The 17093-nt window shown below is 71.7% G+C and carries 18 protein-coding genes and 1 tRNA gene; 12 read left to right on the plus strand and 7 right to left on the minus strand.

Annotation, left to right across the window (positions count from 1 at the left end; genetic code table 11):
• Positions 1–24: 24 nt before the first annotated feature.
• Positions 25–504 carry an NDR1/HIN1-like protein gene (locus tag ACFQ2D_RS08590; protein WP_280942334.1) on the minus strand — a complete coding sequence of 160 codons (480 nt, stop codon included), beginning with the start codon at positions 502–504 and terminating at the stop codon, positions 25–27.
• A gap of 201 nt (positions 505–705) precedes the next feature.
• On the opposite strand from ACFQ2D_RS08590, the gene ACFQ2D_RS08595 reads away from it, so the two are divergent.
• Together ACFQ2D_RS08595 and ACFQ2D_RS08600 are read left to right on the plus strand one after the other, a co-directional pair.
• Positions 706–781 (plus strand) — tRNA-Phe (locus ACFQ2D_RS08595).
• Positions 782–1020: 239 nt separating this feature from the next.
• On the plus strand, positions 1021–1242 hold the full coding sequence (locus ACFQ2D_RS08600) for a hypothetical protein (protein ID WP_280942333.1): 222 nt from the start codon (positions 1021–1023) through the stop codon (positions 1240–1242).
• A 25-nt stretch (positions 1243–1267) separates the two neighbouring features.
• Here the strand turns inward: ACFQ2D_RS08600 and ACFQ2D_RS08605 are convergent, their stop codons facing one another.
• Positions 1268–2650, minus strand: coding sequence for an FAD/NAD(P)-binding protein (locus ACFQ2D_RS08605; RefSeq protein WP_280942332.1), 1383 nt, complete (start codon positions 2648–2650; stop codon positions 1268–1270).
• A gap of 164 nt (positions 2651–2814) precedes the next feature.
• On the opposite strand from ACFQ2D_RS08605, the gene ACFQ2D_RS08610 reads away from it, so the two are divergent.
• The gene (locus tag ACFQ2D_RS08610; RefSeq protein ID WP_280942331.1) at positions 2815–3276 is read left to right on the plus strand and encodes a DUF6491 family protein; all 462 of its coding nucleotides are present in this window, start codon (positions 2815–2817) and stop codon (positions 3274–3276) included.
• Between the two features lie 16 nt (positions 3277–3292).
• Here ACFQ2D_RS08610 and ACFQ2D_RS08615 read toward each other — a convergent pair whose 3' ends face one another.
• From ACFQ2D_RS08615 to ftsY, 4 genes are all read right to left on the minus strand, one after another.
• The gene (locus ACFQ2D_RS08615; protein WP_280942330.1) at positions 3293–3562 is read right to left on the minus strand and encodes an oxidative damage protection protein; all 270 of its coding nucleotides are present in this window, start codon (positions 3560–3562) and stop codon (positions 3293–3295) included.
• Positions 3563–3651: 89 nt separating this feature from the next.
• Entirely contained in the window at positions 3652–4722 is a 1071-nt protein-coding gene (mutY, locus tag ACFQ2D_RS08620; RefSeq protein ID WP_280942329.1) for an A/G-specific adenine glycosylase, read from the minus strand.
• Positions 4719–6005 carry a hypothetical protein gene (locus ACFQ2D_RS08625; protein ID WP_280942328.1) on the minus strand — a complete coding sequence of 429 codons (1287 nt, stop codon included), beginning with the start codon at positions 6003–6005 and terminating at the stop codon, positions 4719–4721. Before ACFQ2D_RS08625 ends, mutY begins: the two co-directional genes overlap by 4 nt.
• Entirely contained in the window at positions 6002–7357 is a 1356-nt protein-coding gene (gene ftsY / locus ACFQ2D_RS08630) for a signal recognition particle-docking protein FtsY (RefSeq protein WP_280942327.1), read from the minus strand. Before ftsY ends, ACFQ2D_RS08625 begins: the two co-directional genes overlap by 4 nt.
• 146 nt (positions 7358–7503) lie before the next feature.
• Between ftsY and ACFQ2D_RS08635 the strand changes: the two genes are divergently transcribed.
• From ACFQ2D_RS08635 to ACFQ2D_RS08670, 8 genes are all read left to right on the plus strand, one after another.
• Positions 7504–9291 carry a DUF885 domain-containing protein gene (locus ACFQ2D_RS08635; protein ID WP_280942326.1) on the plus strand — a complete coding sequence of 596 codons (1788 nt, stop codon included), beginning with the start codon at positions 7504–7506 and terminating at the stop codon, positions 9289–9291.
• Between the two features lie 5 nt (positions 9292–9296).
• Positions 9297–9845, plus strand: a complete 549-nt coding sequence (gene rsmD, locus ACFQ2D_RS08640; RefSeq protein WP_280942369.1) for a 16S rRNA (guanine(966)-N(2))-methyltransferase RsmD — start codon at positions 9297–9299, stop codon at positions 9843–9845.
• Between the two features lie 66 nt (positions 9846–9911).
• Complete coding sequence (gene coaD, locus ACFQ2D_RS08645; RefSeq protein WP_280942325.1) at positions 9912–10415, plus strand: pantetheine-phosphate adenylyltransferase; 504 nt, start codon at positions 9912–9914, stop codon at positions 10413–10415.
• Positions 10416–10452: 37 nt separating this feature from the next.
• On the plus strand, positions 10453–10938 hold the full coding sequence (locus tag ACFQ2D_RS08650; RefSeq protein WP_280942324.1) for a hypothetical protein: 486 nt from the start codon (positions 10453–10455) through the stop codon (positions 10936–10938).
• A 185-nt stretch (positions 10939–11123) separates the two neighbouring features.
• A complete protein-coding gene (locus ACFQ2D_RS08655; RefSeq protein WP_280942323.1) occupies positions 11124–11405 on the plus strand; it encodes a YfhL family 4Fe-4S dicluster ferredoxin in 282 nt (93 codons plus the stop codon).
• Entirely contained in the window at positions 11402–13129 is a 1728-nt protein-coding gene (gene ggt / locus ACFQ2D_RS08660; protein WP_280942322.1) for a gamma-glutamyltransferase, read from the plus strand. Before ACFQ2D_RS08655 ends, ggt begins: the two co-directional genes overlap by 4 nt.
• Positions 13130–13229: 100 nt before the next feature.
• Complete coding sequence (locus ACFQ2D_RS08665) at positions 13230–14132, plus strand: MBL fold metallo-hydrolase (RefSeq protein ID WP_280942321.1); 903 nt, start codon at positions 13230–13232, stop codon at positions 14130–14132.
• The gene (locus ACFQ2D_RS08670; protein WP_280942320.1) at positions 14129–14530 is read left to right on the plus strand and encodes an MAPEG family protein; all 402 of its coding nucleotides are present in this window, start codon (positions 14129–14131) and stop codon (positions 14528–14530) included. Before ACFQ2D_RS08665 ends, ACFQ2D_RS08670 begins: the two co-directional genes overlap by 4 nt.
• Before the next feature lie 13 nt (positions 14531–14543).
• Here the strand turns inward: ACFQ2D_RS08670 and ACFQ2D_RS08675 are convergent, their stop codons facing one another.
• Positions 14544–14930 carry a helix-turn-helix domain-containing protein gene (locus tag ACFQ2D_RS08675; protein WP_280942319.1) on the minus strand — a complete coding sequence of 129 codons (387 nt, stop codon included), beginning with the start codon at positions 14928–14930 and terminating at the stop codon, positions 14544–14546.
• 387 nt (positions 14931–15317) lie between these two features.
• Between ACFQ2D_RS08675 and ACFQ2D_RS08680 the strand changes: the two genes are divergently transcribed.
• A complete protein-coding gene (locus tag ACFQ2D_RS08680) occupies positions 15318–17084 on the plus strand; it encodes a glycoside hydrolase family 9 protein (RefSeq protein ID WP_280942318.1) in 1767 nt (588 codons plus the stop codon).
• Positions 17085–17093 lie beyond the last annotated feature (9 nt).

Consider the following 17093-nt stretch of genomic DNA (forward strand, 5'->3'; position numbering starts at 1 on the left):
ACTCGTCGAAGGAATGGACTGCGTTCAGCGCAGCACGCCGGGCAGGCCGGGCACGGGACTCAGCCGGCTGTCGCGCTTGACCTTGTAGTCGCGGACCTTGCCGCGGTCGGTGGGGGCGGCGTTGACCGTGCCCTCCAGCCGGTACTGCACCCCGCGGCCGTCGGCCAGGCGCCCGGCCAGCAGCAGGCGCGCGTCCGGCGAAGGGTCGAAGGCCACCGTGACCACGTCGGCCGATTCGGGGCCGATGGTCAGCGCCGGCTGCGCGGCCAGGGTGCCGGCCCCGAGTTCCTCGACGGTGAAGGCCAGCGACACCGCGTCGAAGCGCATCGGCACGCTGCTGTAGTTCTGCAGCCGGAGCTCGATCGACCAGCGGCCGTCGGCTTCGACCGTCAGCTGCTGCAGGCTCGCCGCCGGATCGGACACCCGCCGCGGCGTACCGCCGCTCGAACAGGCCACCAGGAACACCGCCAGCAGCATTGCCGGCACACGCCATCCAGACTTCATCGCGACCCCATCTTCGCCACGGACGAGCGGAGGATACTACGAGGTACGGAAGCGGCCGGGCGGCCCGCCCGGCGAACCCCGCGGGCCTCCCTGCAGGCTGCACCGGGACGCGACCGGTGGCGGACGATGTCGGCCCGGCTTGCCCGAACGGGCGCCCGCCCGTATCATGCGCGGCTCGCACGGCCCAGCGCCGGAGCGCGTGGCCGGGTAGCTCAGTTGGTAGAGCAGGGGATTGAAAATCCCCGTGTCGGGGGTTCGATTCCCTCCCCGGCCACCATTTGTTGGAGCGTGGACAGAACCGCCGCATGGGCGGTTTTTTGTTGCCTGGGCGACGCGTCCTGACGCTGTAGGACTTTTCCTACATGCGATCGGGCGGCTGCCTGACAGCGTAAACGTGACCGGCGGCGCAAGCTTGCTCCTGCCCCGGCAGCGCGCATCGGAGTATGGCGCTGCAGGGACGCGGGTCGGGCCGGACGCCAGACCAGCCGGGGCGCCTTTTTCTGAAGGTGCCGGACCATGATGCGCGAACTGTTCGAGATCGAGGCCTCCTGCGGAGGCTGGCGGGTGCGCGGCCAGGGGGTTGCCGAGGCCGAGGCGCCCTACCTTCCCACCAAGCTGCAGGCGATCGAGGAAGCGCACACGCTGGCCTCGCGCCGCTACGTGGAAACCGGCCGCCCGACGGCGGTGCTGGTGCCGATGGGGAGCGGCACTTCGGTGGTCATCGCGACCTGCGGCTGAGGCCTGCGGGGGCGACCCGGATTCCCTACGCCTTCGTCCCGGCGTCCAGGATGGACGCGGCGATGTCGCGCGCCTGCTCGCGCAATTCGGGGATGGCGATGCTTTCCCACAGGTCGCCGATGCGCAGCGCCCCCAGCACGTAGAGCGCGGGGTCCGGCTTGCCGCGGCGGTCGAGCACCAGGCCGATTCCGCTGCTCGCCAGGCCCAGTCCCTGCGGGCCGGGCAGGGCCAGGCCGCGCTCGCGCAATGCCGCAAGCAGCGCGCCCGGGCGCAGGTCGATATTGGTTTCCACGCCGGTGGCGTTGACGATCCAGTCCGCGAGCAGCACGCGCTCGCGCTGGCCGTGGCGCGGACGGAAATGCACCTGGCTGCCGCCCGCCGGGTCGGCGCTGATCGAACGCAGCCGGCCCGGGCTCACCTGGAGCTGGCCCGTGTCCCGCAGGCGCGCGAGCGTGTCGGCCACCTGCGGCGCGATGCGGTGGCGGTGGATGTCCCAGTAGCGCACGGCGTGCCGCAGGAATCGGCGGCGCTGGCGGTCGTCGAGCGATCGCCACAGGGCCTGGCCGTGATGGCGCAGCCGGTCGAAGCTCCATTGCCAGGGTTCGCCCGCGGCGACGGCGTCGGCGACGCGCCGGCGCAGCATGCGCCAGCGTTCGAGGATGCCCAGCGGCAGCAGGTCGTCCACGCCCTGGCCGAGCTGCGGACCGGTGCGCGCATGCGCCAACGGCATCAGCCCGTGCCGCGACAACACATGGATCGGGCCCCGGTGGCCGCGGGCATCGAGGCTGAGTACCGCATCCACCATGCTCAGACCGGAACCCAGGATGCAGACCGCGGCGCCGGGTTCGATCGCCTGCACGGCCTCGTAGTCCCAGGCCTCGGCCAGGCGCATGCCTGGATGCTGCAGGTAGTCGGGGAGGGGGCGAGGCGCATTGCCCACTGCGAGCACCACGTGGCGCGCGGCGATGCGGGCGCCGGAGCCGAGGTGGACGACGAAGCCTTCGCCATCGCGCTCGATGTCCACCGCGCGCTCGCGCAGGTGCACAGGCGCGCGCCCGTCCGGCAGGGAGGCGAGGGTGTACCGCAGGTAGCGGCCGTAGTCGCGGCGGGGGGCGAAGCGGTCGGCCAGACCCGCCTGGTCGCCGGCGCCGTCCTGCGCCAGGAAATCGACGAAATGGGAGGGCTGCTCGGCGATCGCGCTCATCCGTCCGGCGACCACGTTGAGCAGGTGTTCCTCGCGCCCGGTGGCATAGGCCGCGCCGCGCGCGAGCACCGCATCGGGTTCGACGATCGCGACAGGCCCGGCCTCGCGCCGGTCCATCAGCAGCCGGATGGCGACCAGGACGCCGGCCGCCCCGCCGCCGACGATGACGGTGCCGAAGCGGGACTCACCAGGGATGGACGTCATGCCGACTGTGCGATGGGTGCATCGGTGCATTGTCGCATCCGCTCCTCCCGCGAGCGATGCCGACCCGGTGCTGAACCCCCGGACGGTTCCTGATGCCGGCGCGCCGGCCGCGGCGCATCATGAATCCAACCGGGACAATGCGGCGGTTGCCGCGGGAGGCCACGATGGGCAGCAGGAATTCCTGGGCGGGGGCGGCGCTGGCCGCAGCGATGGCGCTGTCGGCCTGTGCGTCCGACACCGGACTGCGCGACGCCGAGAAGCTCGCCCTCTACCAGTCGCACGCCGGCGAACCGGTGGGAAGTTTCCGTTTCTTCGGCAGCATCAACGGCTGGACGCCGCTGGGCGACAGCGCGCTGGCGGTCTGGACCCGCCCGTCGGAGGCCTGGCTGCTGAGCCTGCAGGGGCCGTGCAACGACCTGGAGTTCGCTCCGGCCATCGGCTTGACCAGCCAGATGAACCAGGTGCACGCGCGCTTCGACAAGGTCATCGCGCAGGGTGCGGGCGCGATGCGGCTGCCCTGCCACATCCGGGAGATCCGCCCGCTCGACGTCAAGGCCCTGCGCGCCTCGGAGAGGGAACTGCGCGAAGCGCGCGTGCAGGAGCGCGAGGCCGACGCCGGCTCCTGATACAGGGCGGTTTCGCTCAGCCCTCGGGCACGTAACCTGCGGGCTTGTCCGCGCCGCCGCCGAACAGGAACTTCTGCATTTCCTCTTCGAGGAACGCACGGTGCTTGGGATCGAGCGGGGACAGGCGGTTCTCGTTGATCAGCATCGTCTGGTGCGCCAGCCACGCCGCCCAGGCCTGCTTGCCGATGCTGGCGAACACCCGCTTGCCCAGTTCGCCGGGCCAGGGCACGAAGTCGAGCCCCTCGGTTTCGCGTTGCTCGTAACTGCAGAAGACGGTTCGGGCCATGGCGTGCGCTCGGATGGATGGCGGCCTCCATTGTAGGAGCGCGGCCCGTGCGGCGCGCGTGGACCGATCGACCACCGCCAGCCAGCCGGTCAGGGATCCGGGGTGGCTTCCAGCAGGCTGCGGATCGGCGCGGGAATGCCGAGCGAGGCCAGCGCGTCGCGTGCCAGCCAGCGCAGGTTCGCGTCCTCGCGCACCGCGGCGCGCAGCGATACCGGCTGCCAGGCGAGCGGCTGCAGGCTCAGGCGGAAGTGGGTGAACGCGTGCGCCACGGCGGGCAGGGGCATGCCCTCGTCATAGCCGGGTCCGACGTGGCGGTCGAACCACGCGCGCGCCGCATCGCCGTCGGCATGTTCCGGTAGCGACCAGAGCGAGGCCCAGATTCCTGTCGGCGGGCGTCGCTGCAGGAGCACGCGGCCTTCGGCGTCGCGCAGCAGCAAGGCGATGGTCTGGCGTTCGGGCAATGGCTTGCCGGGCCTGGGCGTGGGCAGGTCGTCGACGCGGCCCGTGCGCAGCGCCACGCAATCGTCCTGCAGCGGGCACAGCATGCAGGCCGGATCGTGGCGGGTGCACAGCGTGGCGCCGAAATCCATCTGCGCCTGGGTGTAGTCGGCCATGCGCCCCTCGGGCACGCCGGGGAGCTGTGCGTCGGCGATCGTCCACAGTCGTTTCTCGACCGCGGGCAGGCCGGGCCAGCCGTCCACGCCGTGCACGCGGCACAGCACGCGCTTGACGTTGCCATCGAGGATCGCGAATCGATCGCCCCAGGCCTGGGACAGGATTGCCGCGGCGGTGCTGCGCCCGATGCCGGGCAGCGCCAGCAGCGCGCCGAAATCGCGCGGCAGCTCGCCGCCGTGCAGTTCGGCGCAGCGCCGGGCCGCGGCGTGCAGGTTGCGCGCGCGGGCGTAGTAGCCGAGCCCGGACCACAGGGCGAGCACTTCGTCGAGCGAGGCCGCCGCGAGCGAGGCCACGTCCGGCAGGGCTGCAACGAACCGTTCGAAGTAGGGCACGACCACCCGCACCTGGGTCTGCTGCAGCATGATCTCCGACAGCCATACGCGGTAGGGCGTGCGCGGATGCTGCCAGGGCAGGTCGTGGCGCCCGGAGACGTCGAACCACTGCAGCAGCCGGCTTGCGTAATGGTCGACGGAGGCGTCGCTCACGGGCCCCTCTCCGCATCGTCGTCGAACTCGATCCGCACGCCTTCCAGCCGCGCGCCGGAAATCTCCATCGCCTCGGCTTCCAGCCGTCCCTCCAGCGGCGGCAGCAGGCTGCCCTGGTCCAGCGTGGATGCCCAGTCGACGAGCCCCGGGATGTGGAGCCGCCCGTCGAAGCGCAGGTCGTCGCGCACTACGCGCAGCGCCAGTGGCGCACTCAAATCGAACAGGCCGCGATAGCCGGCCGATAGCGCCAGCGGCTGTCGCGATGCGCCCAGCGGCGGCGGCAGGGTCGGCCAGGCCTCGGGCCAGTGCGCGATGCGGCCGTCGATCTGCAGCCGCAGGCGCTGGCCGATCGCGAACGCGCCACGCGCATCGAGTTCCGGCACCAGTCCGCCGCCGCGCAGCGCGATGCCGGCCGGAAGCAGGGTCCATGCGCCCGCGTGCGCGCGCAGCGGACCGTGCAGTCCGAGCGCGAACGGGATGTCGGTCTCCCCGGCGAGGTAACGCCCGCTTGCGCCGAACCGGGCGGGCAGCAGGGCCAGCCGGTCCTGCCAGTGGAGGGCACCGGACAGGGTGATGCTGGTTGGCAGCCGCCAGCCGGCGCGCGCTGGCGCCACCGCGCCCACCACCGCGAAACCGCGACCGCTTGCGGGCCGCTGCAGGGTCGCGGCGAGGGCGAACGGCGCGCGCGTGGCCCCGTCGTCGTAGCGCCCCGTAGCCCGCGCGCGTACCGGCGCATCCCCGCGCAGCCGGGGCAGCGTCAGCTCCATCGCCTCGACGCTCCAGCCCGCGCCGTCGATGCGCCCGTCGCGCACGTGCAGGCCTTCCTCCAGCGTGGGCAGGCGGCCCTCGCCGGACGGGCGTGAGGCGAGCCATGGCTGCAGGGCGGGGAGGTCGAGCACCGGCCCGTCGAGTTCGACGCGGACCAGCGCAAGCGGATCGCCCAGGCCGCGGATGGTGCGCCAGGGCAGCGCGACTTCCACGCGCCGCGCGCGCAACAGTGCACGCTCCGCGCCCGGCTCGCGTGCGACCAGGTTGCGCACCACGATCAGCGGATGGCGGCCCAGCCGCGTGGCGGCATCGCCTTCGGCGCTGATCTCCAGGCCGATCGATGCTCCGATCCGCGCCAGCACCATCGGCACCAGGCGTGCGGGCGGCAGCGCCAGCCATGCCACCAGCGCGAGCACGAGCAGCAGGCCCAGCAGCGACGGCGGCAGCAGCAGGAGGAGCCGTCGCCAGCGCCGGCGCGCCTGCGGCGGCCTGGCCGGGCGCGGCGGCAGGCTCACCCGAGGTTTTCGGGCAGCAGCGCGTCCACGAAGGCCTCGGCGTCGAACACGCGCAGGTCCTCGGGACGCTCGCCGATGCCGGCGAAGCGGATCGGGATGCCGAACTCGCGCGCCAGCGCGAACACCACGCCGCCCTTGGCGGTGCCGTCGAGCTTGGTCACCACCAAGCCGGTGACGTTCACCGCCGCGTGGAACTGGCGCAGCTGCGACAGCGCGTTCTGGCCGGTGGTGCCATCGATCACCATCAGCACCTCATGCGGTGCGGACGCATCGATCTTGCCCAGCACGCGGCGGATCTTGCCTAGTTCGGCCATCAGGCCCTGCTGGGTATGCAGGCGGCCCGCGGTGTCGGCGATCAGCACTTCGGTGTCGCGCGCCCTGGCCGCCTGCAGCGCGTCGAACGCGACGGAAGCCGGGTCCGCGTCCTGGCCCTGTGCGATCACGGCCACGCCATTGCGCTCGCCCCAGGCCTGCAGCTGCGCAACCGCGGCGGCGCGGAAGGTGTCGCCTGCAGCCAGCATCAGCGAACGCCCCTCGTCGCGGAAGCGGCGCGCCAGTTTGCCGATGGTGGTGGTCTTGCCGACGCCGTTGACGCCGACGGTGAGCACCACGAAGGGTCGCGCCCGCGCGTCGATCTGCAGCGGCCGCGCGATCGGCCGCAGCATCGCGACCAGTTCGCCGCGCAGCGCGGTACGCAGCGCCGCGGCGTCGGCGAATTCGCGCGCCTTCATGCGCTTGCGCAGGCCTTCGACCAGTTCGGTGGTGGCGGCCACGCCGACGTCGGCGGTGAGCAGGGCGGTCTCGATCTCGTCGAGCAGGTCGTCGTCCAGGCGCGGGTTGCGTGAGAACAGCCCGCCGACGCTGCGCGCGAACATGGTGCCGCGCAGGCGGTCGCGCCAGCCGGGCTTGCCGGCGGGGGCGGGCGGCGCGGATGTGTCTTCGGGCGCGACCGGCGTGGGCGTCGCCGCGGCCGGTGCAGGCGCGGGTGCAGGTGCGGGTGCAGGCGCGGCTGCAGGCGCAGGCGCAGGTTCAGGTTCAGGTGCAGGTGCAGGTGCAGGTGCAGGTGCAGGTGCAGGCACTTCTGCCGGCGCAGCTGCAGGCGGCGGCGCAGCGGGTGCCGCCGCCGGCGTGGGTTCGACCGGTGCCGCCTGCCTGGCCTCAACGAGCGCGTCGGCGGGTTCTTCGGCCGCAAGAGCATCCGCCGGACGAGCGTCCTGCGCGGGCGCCGCATCCGGGAACGCGGCCGCGAGCTCCTCGATGCTGAAGCCCCGGCGTTCGCCCGTTCCACTGCTTCCGCGCGCGTCGTCTGCGGTGGCGGATTCTGGCTTCTTGCGGCCGAACAGTCGGATCATCGGGCGGAATGCGGACCGGCGGGGGTGGTCCGAAGGCCGGACATGCTACCACCGGCCCCGCAGCGCCCCGTGACCGCGGACCCTTGGCAGACGGGACCGGATCGGGTTCCATCGCCTGCCTCCAACCCGTCGTCCCGGAGTTCCCGATGCCGAAGTCCCGTGCCCTCCCGCTTGCCCTGTCGCTGTCGCTGGCCCTTGCGTTCCCGCTCGGCCAGGGGGCACTGGCGCAGGCGCCGGAAGCCGGTGCGGATCAGGCGCTGCCGGCGCCCGCCAGCGCCGACGATGCGTTGCGCGCGCTGTACACGCAGGAATGGGAGTGGCGGCAGCAGGAGTTCGCGCGCGAGAAGATCGACGGCCGCTGGCAGGCGTCCTCGCGCATGGCCGCCATCGCGCCGGCGGACTGGGAGCGCCGCGCCCGCTACTGGAAGCAGGTGCTCGGGGCGCTGGACGCGATCGACCCCGCCGCGCTGTCGCCACAGGAGCGGATCAACGCCGCGGTGTTCCGCAGCATGGTGGAGGCCGACTACAACTCGGCCACCTGGCGCACCTGGGAGGCGCCGTTCAACAGCGACTCGTTCTTCTGGGGTTACCTGGCGCCGCGCCAGCCTTACCCGCGCGAAGCCGACTGGCAGCGCCTGTTCGGCCGCCTGCGCGACGTGCCGGCGCACTTCGCGCAGCACATCGCCAACATGCGCCAGGGCCTGGCGCGCGGCTGGAGCGTGCCCCGCGCCACCATCGACGGCCGCGACGACACCATCGAGCCCTACACCCGCACCGATGCGGGCAATCCGTTCCTGGCGGCGCTCGAGGGCATGCCGGCCTCGATCCCGGAACCGCGCCGCAGCCAGCTGCAGGCCGAAGGCCGCGCGCTGGTGCTCGAACAGGTGGTGCCGGCCTATGCGCAGCTGCTGGAGTTCATGCGCGAGGAATACATGCCGCAGGCGCGCACCACGCTCGCCGCCAGCGACCTGCCCGACGGGCGCGCGTTCTACCGCACCCAGATCCGCGAATACGTCACCCGCGACATGGACCCGCGCGAGATCCACGAGATCGGCCTGCGCGAAGTGGCGCGGATCCAGGCCGAGATGCGCGAGGTGATGGCGCGCGCGGGCTTCGAGGGTTCGTTCGAGGAGTTCCTGCAGTACCTGCGCACCGACCCGAAGTTCTACGCGCGCACGCCGCGCGAACTGCTGGCGACCGCGTCCTACATCGCCAAGAAGGTCGATGGCCAGCTCAAGTACGCGTTCAACACGCTGCCGCGCTACCGCTTCACGATCCTGCCGGTGCCCGACGACATCGCGCCGATCTACACCTCCGGCCGCGGTGGCCTGGAGGCCTGCCTGTTCAACACCTACGACCTGCCGTCGCGCCCGCTCTACAACCTGCCGGCGCTGGTGGTGCACGAATGCGCGCCCGGGCACAGCTTCCAGGCGGCGCTGGCACTGGAGGCCCCGGCGCGGCCGGAGTTCCGCCAGCAGACCTACTTCTCCGGCTACGGCGAGGGTTGGGGCCTGTACACCGAATGGCTGGGTACGCAGATGGGCATCTACGAGACGCCGTACGAGGAGTTCGGCCGGCTCACCTTCGAGATGTGGCGCGCGGCCCGGCTGGTGATCGACACCGGCCTGCACGAATACGGCTGGAGCCGCGAGCAGGCCATCGAGTACCTGGCCGGGCACACCGCGCTGGCCCGGCACGACGTGACGACCGAGGTCGACCGTTACATCTCCTGGCCGGGCCAGGCGCTGGCCTACTACCTCGGCTACCGCACCATCCTCGACCTGCGCGCGGAAGCCGAACGCGAGCTCGGCGCGCGGTTTGACCAGCGCGGCTTCCACGACACCATCCTCAACCTGGGCTCGGTGCCGCTGCCGGTGCTGGAGGAGGAGGTGCGCGGCTACATCGCCGCGCAGAAGGTGGCGCCCGCGCCGTGAAGCGCATGTCCGGCAGCGTGCGCATCATCGGCGGCCGCTGGCGCGGCACGCGCCTGCCCGTCGCCGACGCCGAAGGGCTGCGGCCGACCTCCGACCGCACCCGCGAGACGCTGTTCAACTGGCTGCAGCCGGTACTGCCGGGCGCGCGCGTGCTGGACCTGTTCGCCGGCAGCGGCGCGCTGGGCTTCGAGGCGATCTCGCGTGGGGCGCGCGAGGCGCTGCTGGTCGAGCGCGACGCGCGCCAGTGCGAAGCCTTGCGCGAGACGGCAGCCAGGCTCGAAGGCGGCGACGCGGCGAAGATCGTCCAGGCCGATGCGCTGGCCCTGCTGCGCGCGCCGCTGCACGGCCTGTTCGACCTGGCTTTCGTCGATCCACCGTTCGGCGGCGACCTGTGGGACACCGCGCTGCAGCGGCTCGGCCCGTGGATGGCCGGCCAGGCCTGGCTGTATGTCGAGGCGCCGCTGCAGCGCAACATCCAGCCGCACGCGGACTGGCGGCTGCACCGCGAGGGCACGACCCGGGAAACGCGGCACGCGCTGTACCGGCGCGGCTGAACCGCGCCGCGGCTGCGCTGCTACACTGGCCGCGATCACGTCCTCGCCCGCGAAACCGCACCGATCATGAGCCCGGCCCGCACCCGCACCGCGGTCTATCCCGGTACCTTCGACCCGATCACCAACGGCCATATCGACCTGGTCGACCGCGCCGCGCCGCTGTGCGAGCGCCTGGTGGTGGGCGTGGCGGCGAGCCCGTCGAAACGGCCGACGCTGTCGCTGGACCTGCGCGTGCGGCTGGCGAGCGAAGCCCTGTCGCACCACGCCAACGTCGAGGTGCGCGGGTTCGACTGCCTGCTCGCGCATTTCGTGCGCGAGGTCGGCGGCGGCATCCTGCTGCGCGGCCTGCGCGCCGTGTCGGACTTCGAATACGAGTTCCAGATGGCGAGCATGAACCGCCATCTCATCCCCGAGGTGGAGACCCTGTTCCTCACCCCGGCCGAGCAGCATGGATTCATTTCATCGTCGCTGGTGCGCGAGATCTCGCGGCTGGGCGGCGATGTGTCGGGCTTCGTGCCCGCGGCCGTGGCCGAAGCGCTGCAGGCCGAATGGCGGCGCGAAGCCGAATGATGACCGTCATCCCCACACCACACCCGGAGTCTTCGCAATGAAACTGTTCAACAGCCTGGCCCTGGCGGCCTGCCTGGTGCTGCCGCTCGCCGCTTGCAAGAAGGAGGAGGCCGCGCCGGTCGAGCGCGCGCCGGTTGCCGCGCCGACCACGGACGACAAGGCCGCCTGGCAGGCCTACCTGAGCGACCAGGTGCCGCGCCACATGGACGGCATCACCGCCCAGCCCTACGTCTACCGCGTGCCGGCCAACGAGAATCCCGACGACCCGGAGGAGTACAACCGCCTCCTGGACAAGGCCAAGATGGACGTGGCCCGCGGCATCGTGAAGGGCAACATCCTGGCCTACGCCGGCCTCGACCCGACCAAGACGGCCGACCTGGTCGTGGCCGCGTTCGAGACCGTGACGCCCGACACCATGAAGGGCGTGCGCGTGGTCTACATCGGCGACAACGCCAACAACGATCGCGTCCGCGCCGCCGTCGAGCCGGCCGGCGTCGAGTACGTGTTCGTCGAAGCGAAGTGATCCAGCGGCCGCGCCCGCATCGCGGGCGCGGTCACCGGGAAGCCCGTCTTCCCGCCTGCCGCGCGGGCTAGGGCCCGCCCGGCAGATGACGATCCGGGCCTGCGCAAGGCGGCCCGCCGGGGTCCCGGGCCAGGTCGTCCCACGCATGGAACGGCCCCGCGCGCCGCAGGGCATACAATGCGCGCATGGCCCTGAAGATCAACGAGCTCTGCGTCAACTGCGACGTCTGCGAGCCGGCCTGTCCCAACAGTGCGATCACGCAGGGCGAAACCGTCTACGTGATCGATCCGGCCCTGTGCACCGAATGCGTCGGCCATTTCGACGAGGCGCAGTGCGTGATGGTGTGCCCGGTCGACTGCATCGACCCCGACCCCGTCCATCCCGAAAGCCACGAGCAGCTGCTGGCCAAGCTGCTGCGCCTGCAGGGCGGCGCGCCCGACCCCCAAGCCCCGGAGGCGAATCCGTGACAAGGCTGTTCCGTACGCTCCTTCTGGTCGTCTTCCTCGCGTCGCCCGCGGCGCTTGCGCAACAGGCGCGGCCCGCGCATCCGCCGGGGGCCGCCATCGCGTCGGCGCATGAACTTGCCACCGATGCCGGATTCGAAACCCTGCGGGCGGGGGGCAACGCCTTCGACGCTGCGATTTCGGTATCGGCGGTGCTGTCGGTGGTCGAACCGATCTCCTCGGGCCTCGGCGGCGGCGGCTTCTTCCTGCTGCACGATGCCGGGAGCGGCCGCGACGTGTTCGTCGATGCGCGCGAAACCGCGCCGGCGTCGGCCACGCAGGAGCGTTACCTCAAGCCCGACGGTTCCTTCGACCGCGACCGCGCGATGAATGGCCCGTGGTCGGTGGGCATCCCGGGCCTGCCCGCGGCCTTCGTGCACGTGGCGGAGAAGTACGGTCGACTGCCGCTGGCGACCTCGCTGGCGCCGGCGATCCGGGTGGCGCGCGAGGGCTTCCCCGTCTATGCGCGCTTCGCCCGCGGCTACCAGCAGCGGCGCGACGTGATGGAGCGGTATCCCGGCACCCGCGAGGTGTTCCTTGCCAGCGGCGAGGCGCCGAAGGAAGGCGAACTGTTCCGCCAGCCCGACCTTGCCCGCACCCTGGAGCTGCTGGCCGAGCGCGGCTTCGACGGGTTCTACCGCGGCGAAGTCGGCGCGAAGCTGGTGGCGGGCGTGAACGCTGAAGGCGGGGAGTGGACCGCAGAAGAACTGGCGTCGTACACGGTGAAGGAGCGCGAGCCGATCCGCTTCCGCTACCGCGACTGGGAGATCACCACCGCGCCGCCGCCCTCCTCGGGCGGCATCGCGCTTGCCCAGATGCTGCAGATCCTGGAAGGCTGGGACCTGGACGAACTCGACGCCGCGCCACGCACCCACCTGGTGGTCGAGTCGATGCGCCGCGCCTTCCGCGACCGCACCTTCTACCTCGGCGATCCCGATTTCGTGCAGGTGCCGCAGCGGCTGCTGACCAGCGCCGACTACGCCGCCGGCCTGCGCGCGACCATCAATCCGGCAAAGGCCACGCCCAGCGACATGCTCTCGGGCGAGCGGACCCCGCTGGAGGACGAGGAGACCACGCACTTCTCCATCATCGACACCGAGGGCAACCGCGCGGCGGTGACCCAGACGGTCAACCTGCTGTTCGGCTCGGGTCTGGTGCCGCCGGGTACCGGCGTGCTGCTCAACAACGAGATGGACGACTTCGCGCTCAAGCCCGGCACGCCGAACGCCTTCGGAGTGATGGGCTACGACGCCAACGCCCCCGAGCCGGGCAAGCGCATGCTCAGCTCGATGACGCCCACCTTCATGCAGTCCGGCGAGCGCGTCGTGGCGCTCGGCACGCCGGGCGGCAGCCGCATCATCACCATGGTGCTGCTGGGCATCCTCGGCTACGACGCGGGCCTCGGCGCGCAGGCCGTGGCCGCGCTGCCGCGCTACCACCACCAGTGGATGCCGGACGTGGTCGAGGCCGAGAGCGGCGCTTTCCCGCCGGAGGTGGCGGAGGCGCTGCGCGCGCTGGGGCATACGCTCAAGCTGCCGGGCGACGAGGCCGCCGGCGGGCGCGGGTCCAGCCATGTGTGGGGCAACCTGCAGACGGTCGAGTGGAACCTGCGCGACGACACGCTGCACGGCGGCAGCGATCCGCGCAACCCGGTCGGCAAGGCGGCGGTGGAGGCGGTCGCGCGCTAGCGGCGCGGCGCCGGCACTGGCCGGCGCAGGGTCATGCTGCTGGAATGCGCCGTGTTTCGTCGCGGGAGGGCAGGGCGCTCCTGCCATCAGGATGGGGCTCATGAAACTCTGGTCGATCGAAGGCAATACCCAGCGGCTCGACGGCGGCTCGATGTTCGGCAACGCGCCGCGCGCGATGTGGGCCAAGTGGGCCGAACCGGACGATCTCAACCGCATCCGCCTGGCCACCCGCGCGCTGCTGGCGACGCCGCTCAACGGCAGGGCGGTGCTGTTCGAGACCGGGATCGGCGCCTTCTTCGACCCGGCGATGCGCGAGCGTTTCGGCGTGGCCGAGAGCCGGCACGTGCTGCTCGACTCGCTGCGCGAAGCCGGTTTCGAGCACACCGACATCGACGTCGTGGTGCTCAGCCACCTGCACTTCGACCACGCCGGCGGCCTGCTTGCGCCGTGGGCGGAGGGACGCGGGCCGGAGCTGCTGTTTCCCAACGCGACCTTCGTGCTCGGGCGCCGCCACTGGATGCGCGCCTGCAACCCGCATCCGCGCGACCGCGCCAGCTTCATCCCGGAACTGCCGCGCCTGCTCGAGGCCTCGGGCCGCATCGAGTTCGTGGATGGCGATCGCACGCCTTCGTTGGGCGATACGGTGCGCTTCCACTACAGCGATGGCCATACGCCGGGGATGATGCTGGCCGAGATCCTCGGTCCCGACCTGCGCGACGGCGCGCCGCACGGCGGCGTGGTGTTCTGCGCCGACCTGGTGCCGGGCGTGCCCTGGGTGCACGTACCCATCACGATGGGCTACGACCGCTGTCCCGAACTGCTGATCGACGAGAAAGCCGGCTTCCTCGAGGACAAGCTGGCGCGCGACGTGCACCTGTTCCTGGCCCACGATCCCGACGTCGCGCTGGTCCAGCTGGCGCGCGACGAACGCGGGCGCTACTCTGCCATCCACCGCCATGCGCGCCTCGCCGCGCGCCAGCTGTCGCAGGAACCGACGCCATGACGCCGCGCATCAGCCTGTTCATCGCCGCGCTGCATGCACTGGTCTACCTGGGGCTTTCGCTGCGCGTGGTGCTGATGCGGCGCGAGCGTCGGATTGGCCTGGGCAGCGGCGGCGACGAGACGCTGTCTCGGCGCGTGCGCGTGCACGCCAACTTCGCCGAGTACGTGCCGCTCGCGCTGCTGATGCTCGCCCTGCTGGAGCTGTGCGGCGCAGCGCCCGCCATGGTCTGGGCCTGCGGCCTCGGCCTGCTGGCCGGGCGCGTGCTGCATGCCGCCGGCCTGGGTGCCTCGGCCGGCTACTCGCTGGGCCGCTTCCTCGGCACCGCGCTGACCCTCGCAGTGCTGCTGGCACTGGCGCTGGCCGGTCTCTGGCAGATGCTGGCGCTGCAGCTGGTCTGAGTTCCGGGCGCCGTCAGCCGCCGCCGCGCGGCCGGCGCGCGCGCTGCGCGGGCAGCTGCGCTTCGACCAGTACCAGGATCGCCTGCTTGAGCGATTCGGGACAGGCCCGGAAGCCCTGCAGCAGGCGCCGCTCGACCAGGTCGTCGACGAACTCGGCATCGGCCGCAGGGATGCCGTCGCTGGGCGTCATGGGCGTGCCGCGGCCGGTGGCGAGCCATTCGTAGGACACGCCGGTGGCCAGCGCCAGCTCGGCCAGCCGCTCGCTCGAGGGATGCACGCCGCCGCGTGCGCTCTCCCAGTTGCCGACCGCGCTGCGGCTCACGCCGAGGGTTTCGGCCAACCCGGCCTGGGAAAGGCCTGCGCGCACCCGTGAGGTCCGGATGCGGGTGCTCAACTTCATGCCTGGCTCCACTGCGAACAGGCTCCGATATAGCACGCCGGATGGGCTGTTGTCAGCGATACTGTCCGGTCAGTAAGATTGACAACGCTTGTCCAGCTTCGTTGGCATTACTTCGCAAGGTATTGATAGGTTTAGTGCAGATTCTGGACTGTCAGCGATATTGACGTGTTTTGGACCTCTTGGCCCGTTGCTTGCAAGGCCGGTTTCGCCGAGGGTTGCACCGTGGTCGCGTCGGCTCCAGGGACGGATGCCATCAGGAGCGGTGCCGCAGGGAAATGCTGGATGCAAAGCGCAGGTTCGGCTGGGTCGGCTCAGGCCGGCCCAGCCGGACCGGTCTGCGCTGAGGCCCTGCTTGCACGGTACCGCCATCGCGGCCAGCATCGGGACATGCACAAGCCATCCCGTCTGATCATCGCCCTGGCGCTGGCCCTCGCGCCCGCCGCCTCCGTCCTCGCAGACACCGCCGAGCCGCACGGGCCGCAGGCACGCTTCAACCAGCTCGGATTCCATCCCGCGGCTTCCAAGCTGGCGATGGTGGAAGGCGCCGCAGGTGGCCGCTTCCAGGTCACGGCCGAAGACAGCGGCGAGGTGGTGCTGGAAGGAGCGCTCACGCCGCCGCGGACCTGGTCGCCGTCCGGACGTGACGCCTCCATCGCCGATCTGGGTGCGCTGCCGGCGGGCCGCTACCGCCTGCATGTCGAAGGCAGGCAGATCGGCGATCCGCTGCTGGTGACAGGGCAACCGTATGCCTCGCTGGCCGACGCCGCGCTCAAGGGCTACTACTTCAACCGCTCGGGCACCGCGCTGGACCCCGCCCACGCGGGGCGCTACGCGCGTGCCGCCGGCCACCCCGACACGCGGGTGCGGGTGCATCCGTCCGCCGCGACGGCCGCGCGTCCGGCCGGGACGCTGCTCTCGGCACCGGGAGGCTGGTACGACGCCGGCGACTACAACAAGTACGTGGTCAACTCGGCGATCACCATGTACACGCTGCTGGCGGCGTGGGAGGACTTCCCGGATTTCTTCCGCGGCCGCGAGCTGGCGATTCCGGAAAGCGGCAATGCGGTGCCCGACCTGCTCGACGAAGCCTGGTGGAACCTGCGCTGGATGCTGGAGATGCAGGATCCAGGCGACGGCGGCGTCTACCACAAGCTCACCAACCTGCGATTCGACGGGCTGGTGATGCCTGCCGAGGCGCGCGAGCCGCGTTACGTCGTGCAGAAGAGCACCGCGGCGGCGCTGGACTTCGCCGCGGTCATGGCGATGGCCGCGCGCGTGTACGCGCCGTTCGAAGCGCAGTTCCCCGGCGTGCCCGCGCGCATGCGCACGGCCGCCGTGCGCGCCTGGGACTGGGCGCAGGCGCATCCGGATGTCGTGTACCGGCAGCCGGAGGACGTGCATACCGGCGCCTATGGCGATGCCTCGCTGGACGACGAATTCGCCTGGGCGGCGGCCGAACTGTACCTGCTCGATGGCGACGAGGCCCTGCTGGCGGAGTTCGGGCGGCACGCCGCCGCGCCCGACGTGCCGTCGTGGGCGAGGGTCGGCAGCCTGGGCTGGAGCTCGCTGGCCCGCCATCGCACGCGCCTGCCCGCGGCCCTGCGCGAGCGCGTGTCGCGCGAGGTCGAGGGGTTCGCCACCCGACTGGCGGACGTGTCGCAGGCATCGCCCTGGCGCGTGGCGATGCAGGATGCCGATTTCGTCTGGGGCAGCAGCGCCCAGGCGCTCAACCAGGCGCTGATGCTGGTGCAGGGCTACCGGTTGTCGCAGCGCCGCGATCTCCTGGACGCCGCGCAGTCGCAGCTCGACTACGTGCTGGGCCGCAATCCGCTGGGCGTGTCGTTCGTGACCGGGCACGGCCTGCGTACGCCGATGCACATCCATCACCGGCCTTCGCAGGCGGACGGCGTCGACGAGCCGGTGCCGGGCCTGCTGTCCGGCGGACCCAATCCGCGCCAGCAGGACACGGTGGACTGTCCGGTGGAATATCCGTCGAAGCTGCCGGCACTGTCATGGATCGACCACGACTGCAGCTACGCCAGCAACGAGATCGCGATCAACTGGAATGCGCCGCTGGTGTACGTGGCGGCCGCGATCGAGTCCTTGACGCCTGCCGCGGCCGGCGATGGGGCAGGGGGCGCAGCGGCGCGCTGAGCCGAGCGC

It is taken from the genome of Luteimonas composti (assembly GCF_042678665.1).
In the GTDB taxonomy this organism is placed as follows: Bacteria; Pseudomonadota; Gammaproteobacteria; order Xanthomonadales; family Xanthomonadaceae; genus Luteimonas; species Luteimonas composti.

Coding starts and splice junctions, on each gene's coding strand:
- ACFQ2D_RS08675 (WP_280942319.1), bottom strand. CDS start 14,930: ATGAAGTTGAGCACCCGCATCCGGACCTCACGGGTGCGCGCAGGCCTT.
- ACFQ2D_RS08600 (WP_280942333.1), top strand. CDS start 1,021: ATGATGCGCGAACTGTTCGAGATCGAGGCCTCCTGCGGAGGCTGGCGG.
- ACFQ2D_RS08655 (WP_280942323.1), top strand. CDS start 11,124: ATGGCCCTGAAGATCAACGAGCTCTGCGTCAACTGCGACGTCTGCGAG.
- ACFQ2D_RS08615 (WP_280942330.1), bottom strand. CDS start 3,562: ATGGCCCGAACCGTCTTCTGCAGTTACGAGCAACGCGAAACCGAGGGG.
- coaD (WP_280942325.1), top strand. CDS start 9,912: ATGAGCCCGGCCCGCACCCGCACCGCGGTCTATCCCGGTACCTTCGAC.
- ACFQ2D_RS08680 (WP_280942318.1), top strand. CDS start 15,318: ATGCACAAGCCATCCCGTCTGATCATCGCCCTGGCGCTGGCCCTCGCG.
- ACFQ2D_RS08590 (WP_280942334.1), bottom strand. CDS start 504: ATGAAGTCTGGATGGCGTGTGCCGGCAATGCTGCTGGCGGTGTTCCTG.
- ftsY (WP_280942327.1), bottom strand. CDS start 7,357: ATGATCCGACTGTTCGGCCGCAAGAAGCCAGAATCCGCCACCGCAGAC.
- rsmD (WP_280942369.1), top strand. CDS start 9,297: ATGTCCGGCAGCGTGCGCATCATCGGCGGCCGCTGGCGCGGCACGCGC.
- ACFQ2D_RS08665 (WP_280942321.1), top strand. CDS start 13,230: ATGAAACTCTGGTCGATCGAAGGCAATACCCAGCGGCTCGACGGCGGC.
- ACFQ2D_RS08610 (WP_280942331.1), top strand. CDS start 2,815: ATGGGCAGCAGGAATTCCTGGGCGGGGGCGGCGCTGGCCGCAGCGATG.
- ACFQ2D_RS08670 (WP_280942320.1), top strand. CDS start 14,129: ATGACGCCGCGCATCAGCCTGTTCATCGCCGCGCTGCATGCACTGGTC.
- ACFQ2D_RS08650 (WP_280942324.1), top strand. CDS start 10,453: ATGAAACTGTTCAACAGCCTGGCCCTGGCGGCCTGCCTGGTGCTGCCG.
- ACFQ2D_RS08635 (WP_280942326.1), top strand. CDS start 7,504: ATGCCGAAGTCCCGTGCCCTCCCGCTTGCCCTGTCGCTGTCGCTGGCC.
- ACFQ2D_RS08605 (WP_280942332.1), bottom strand. CDS start 2,650: ATGACGTCCATCCCTGGTGAGTCCCGCTTCGGCACCGTCATCGTCGGC.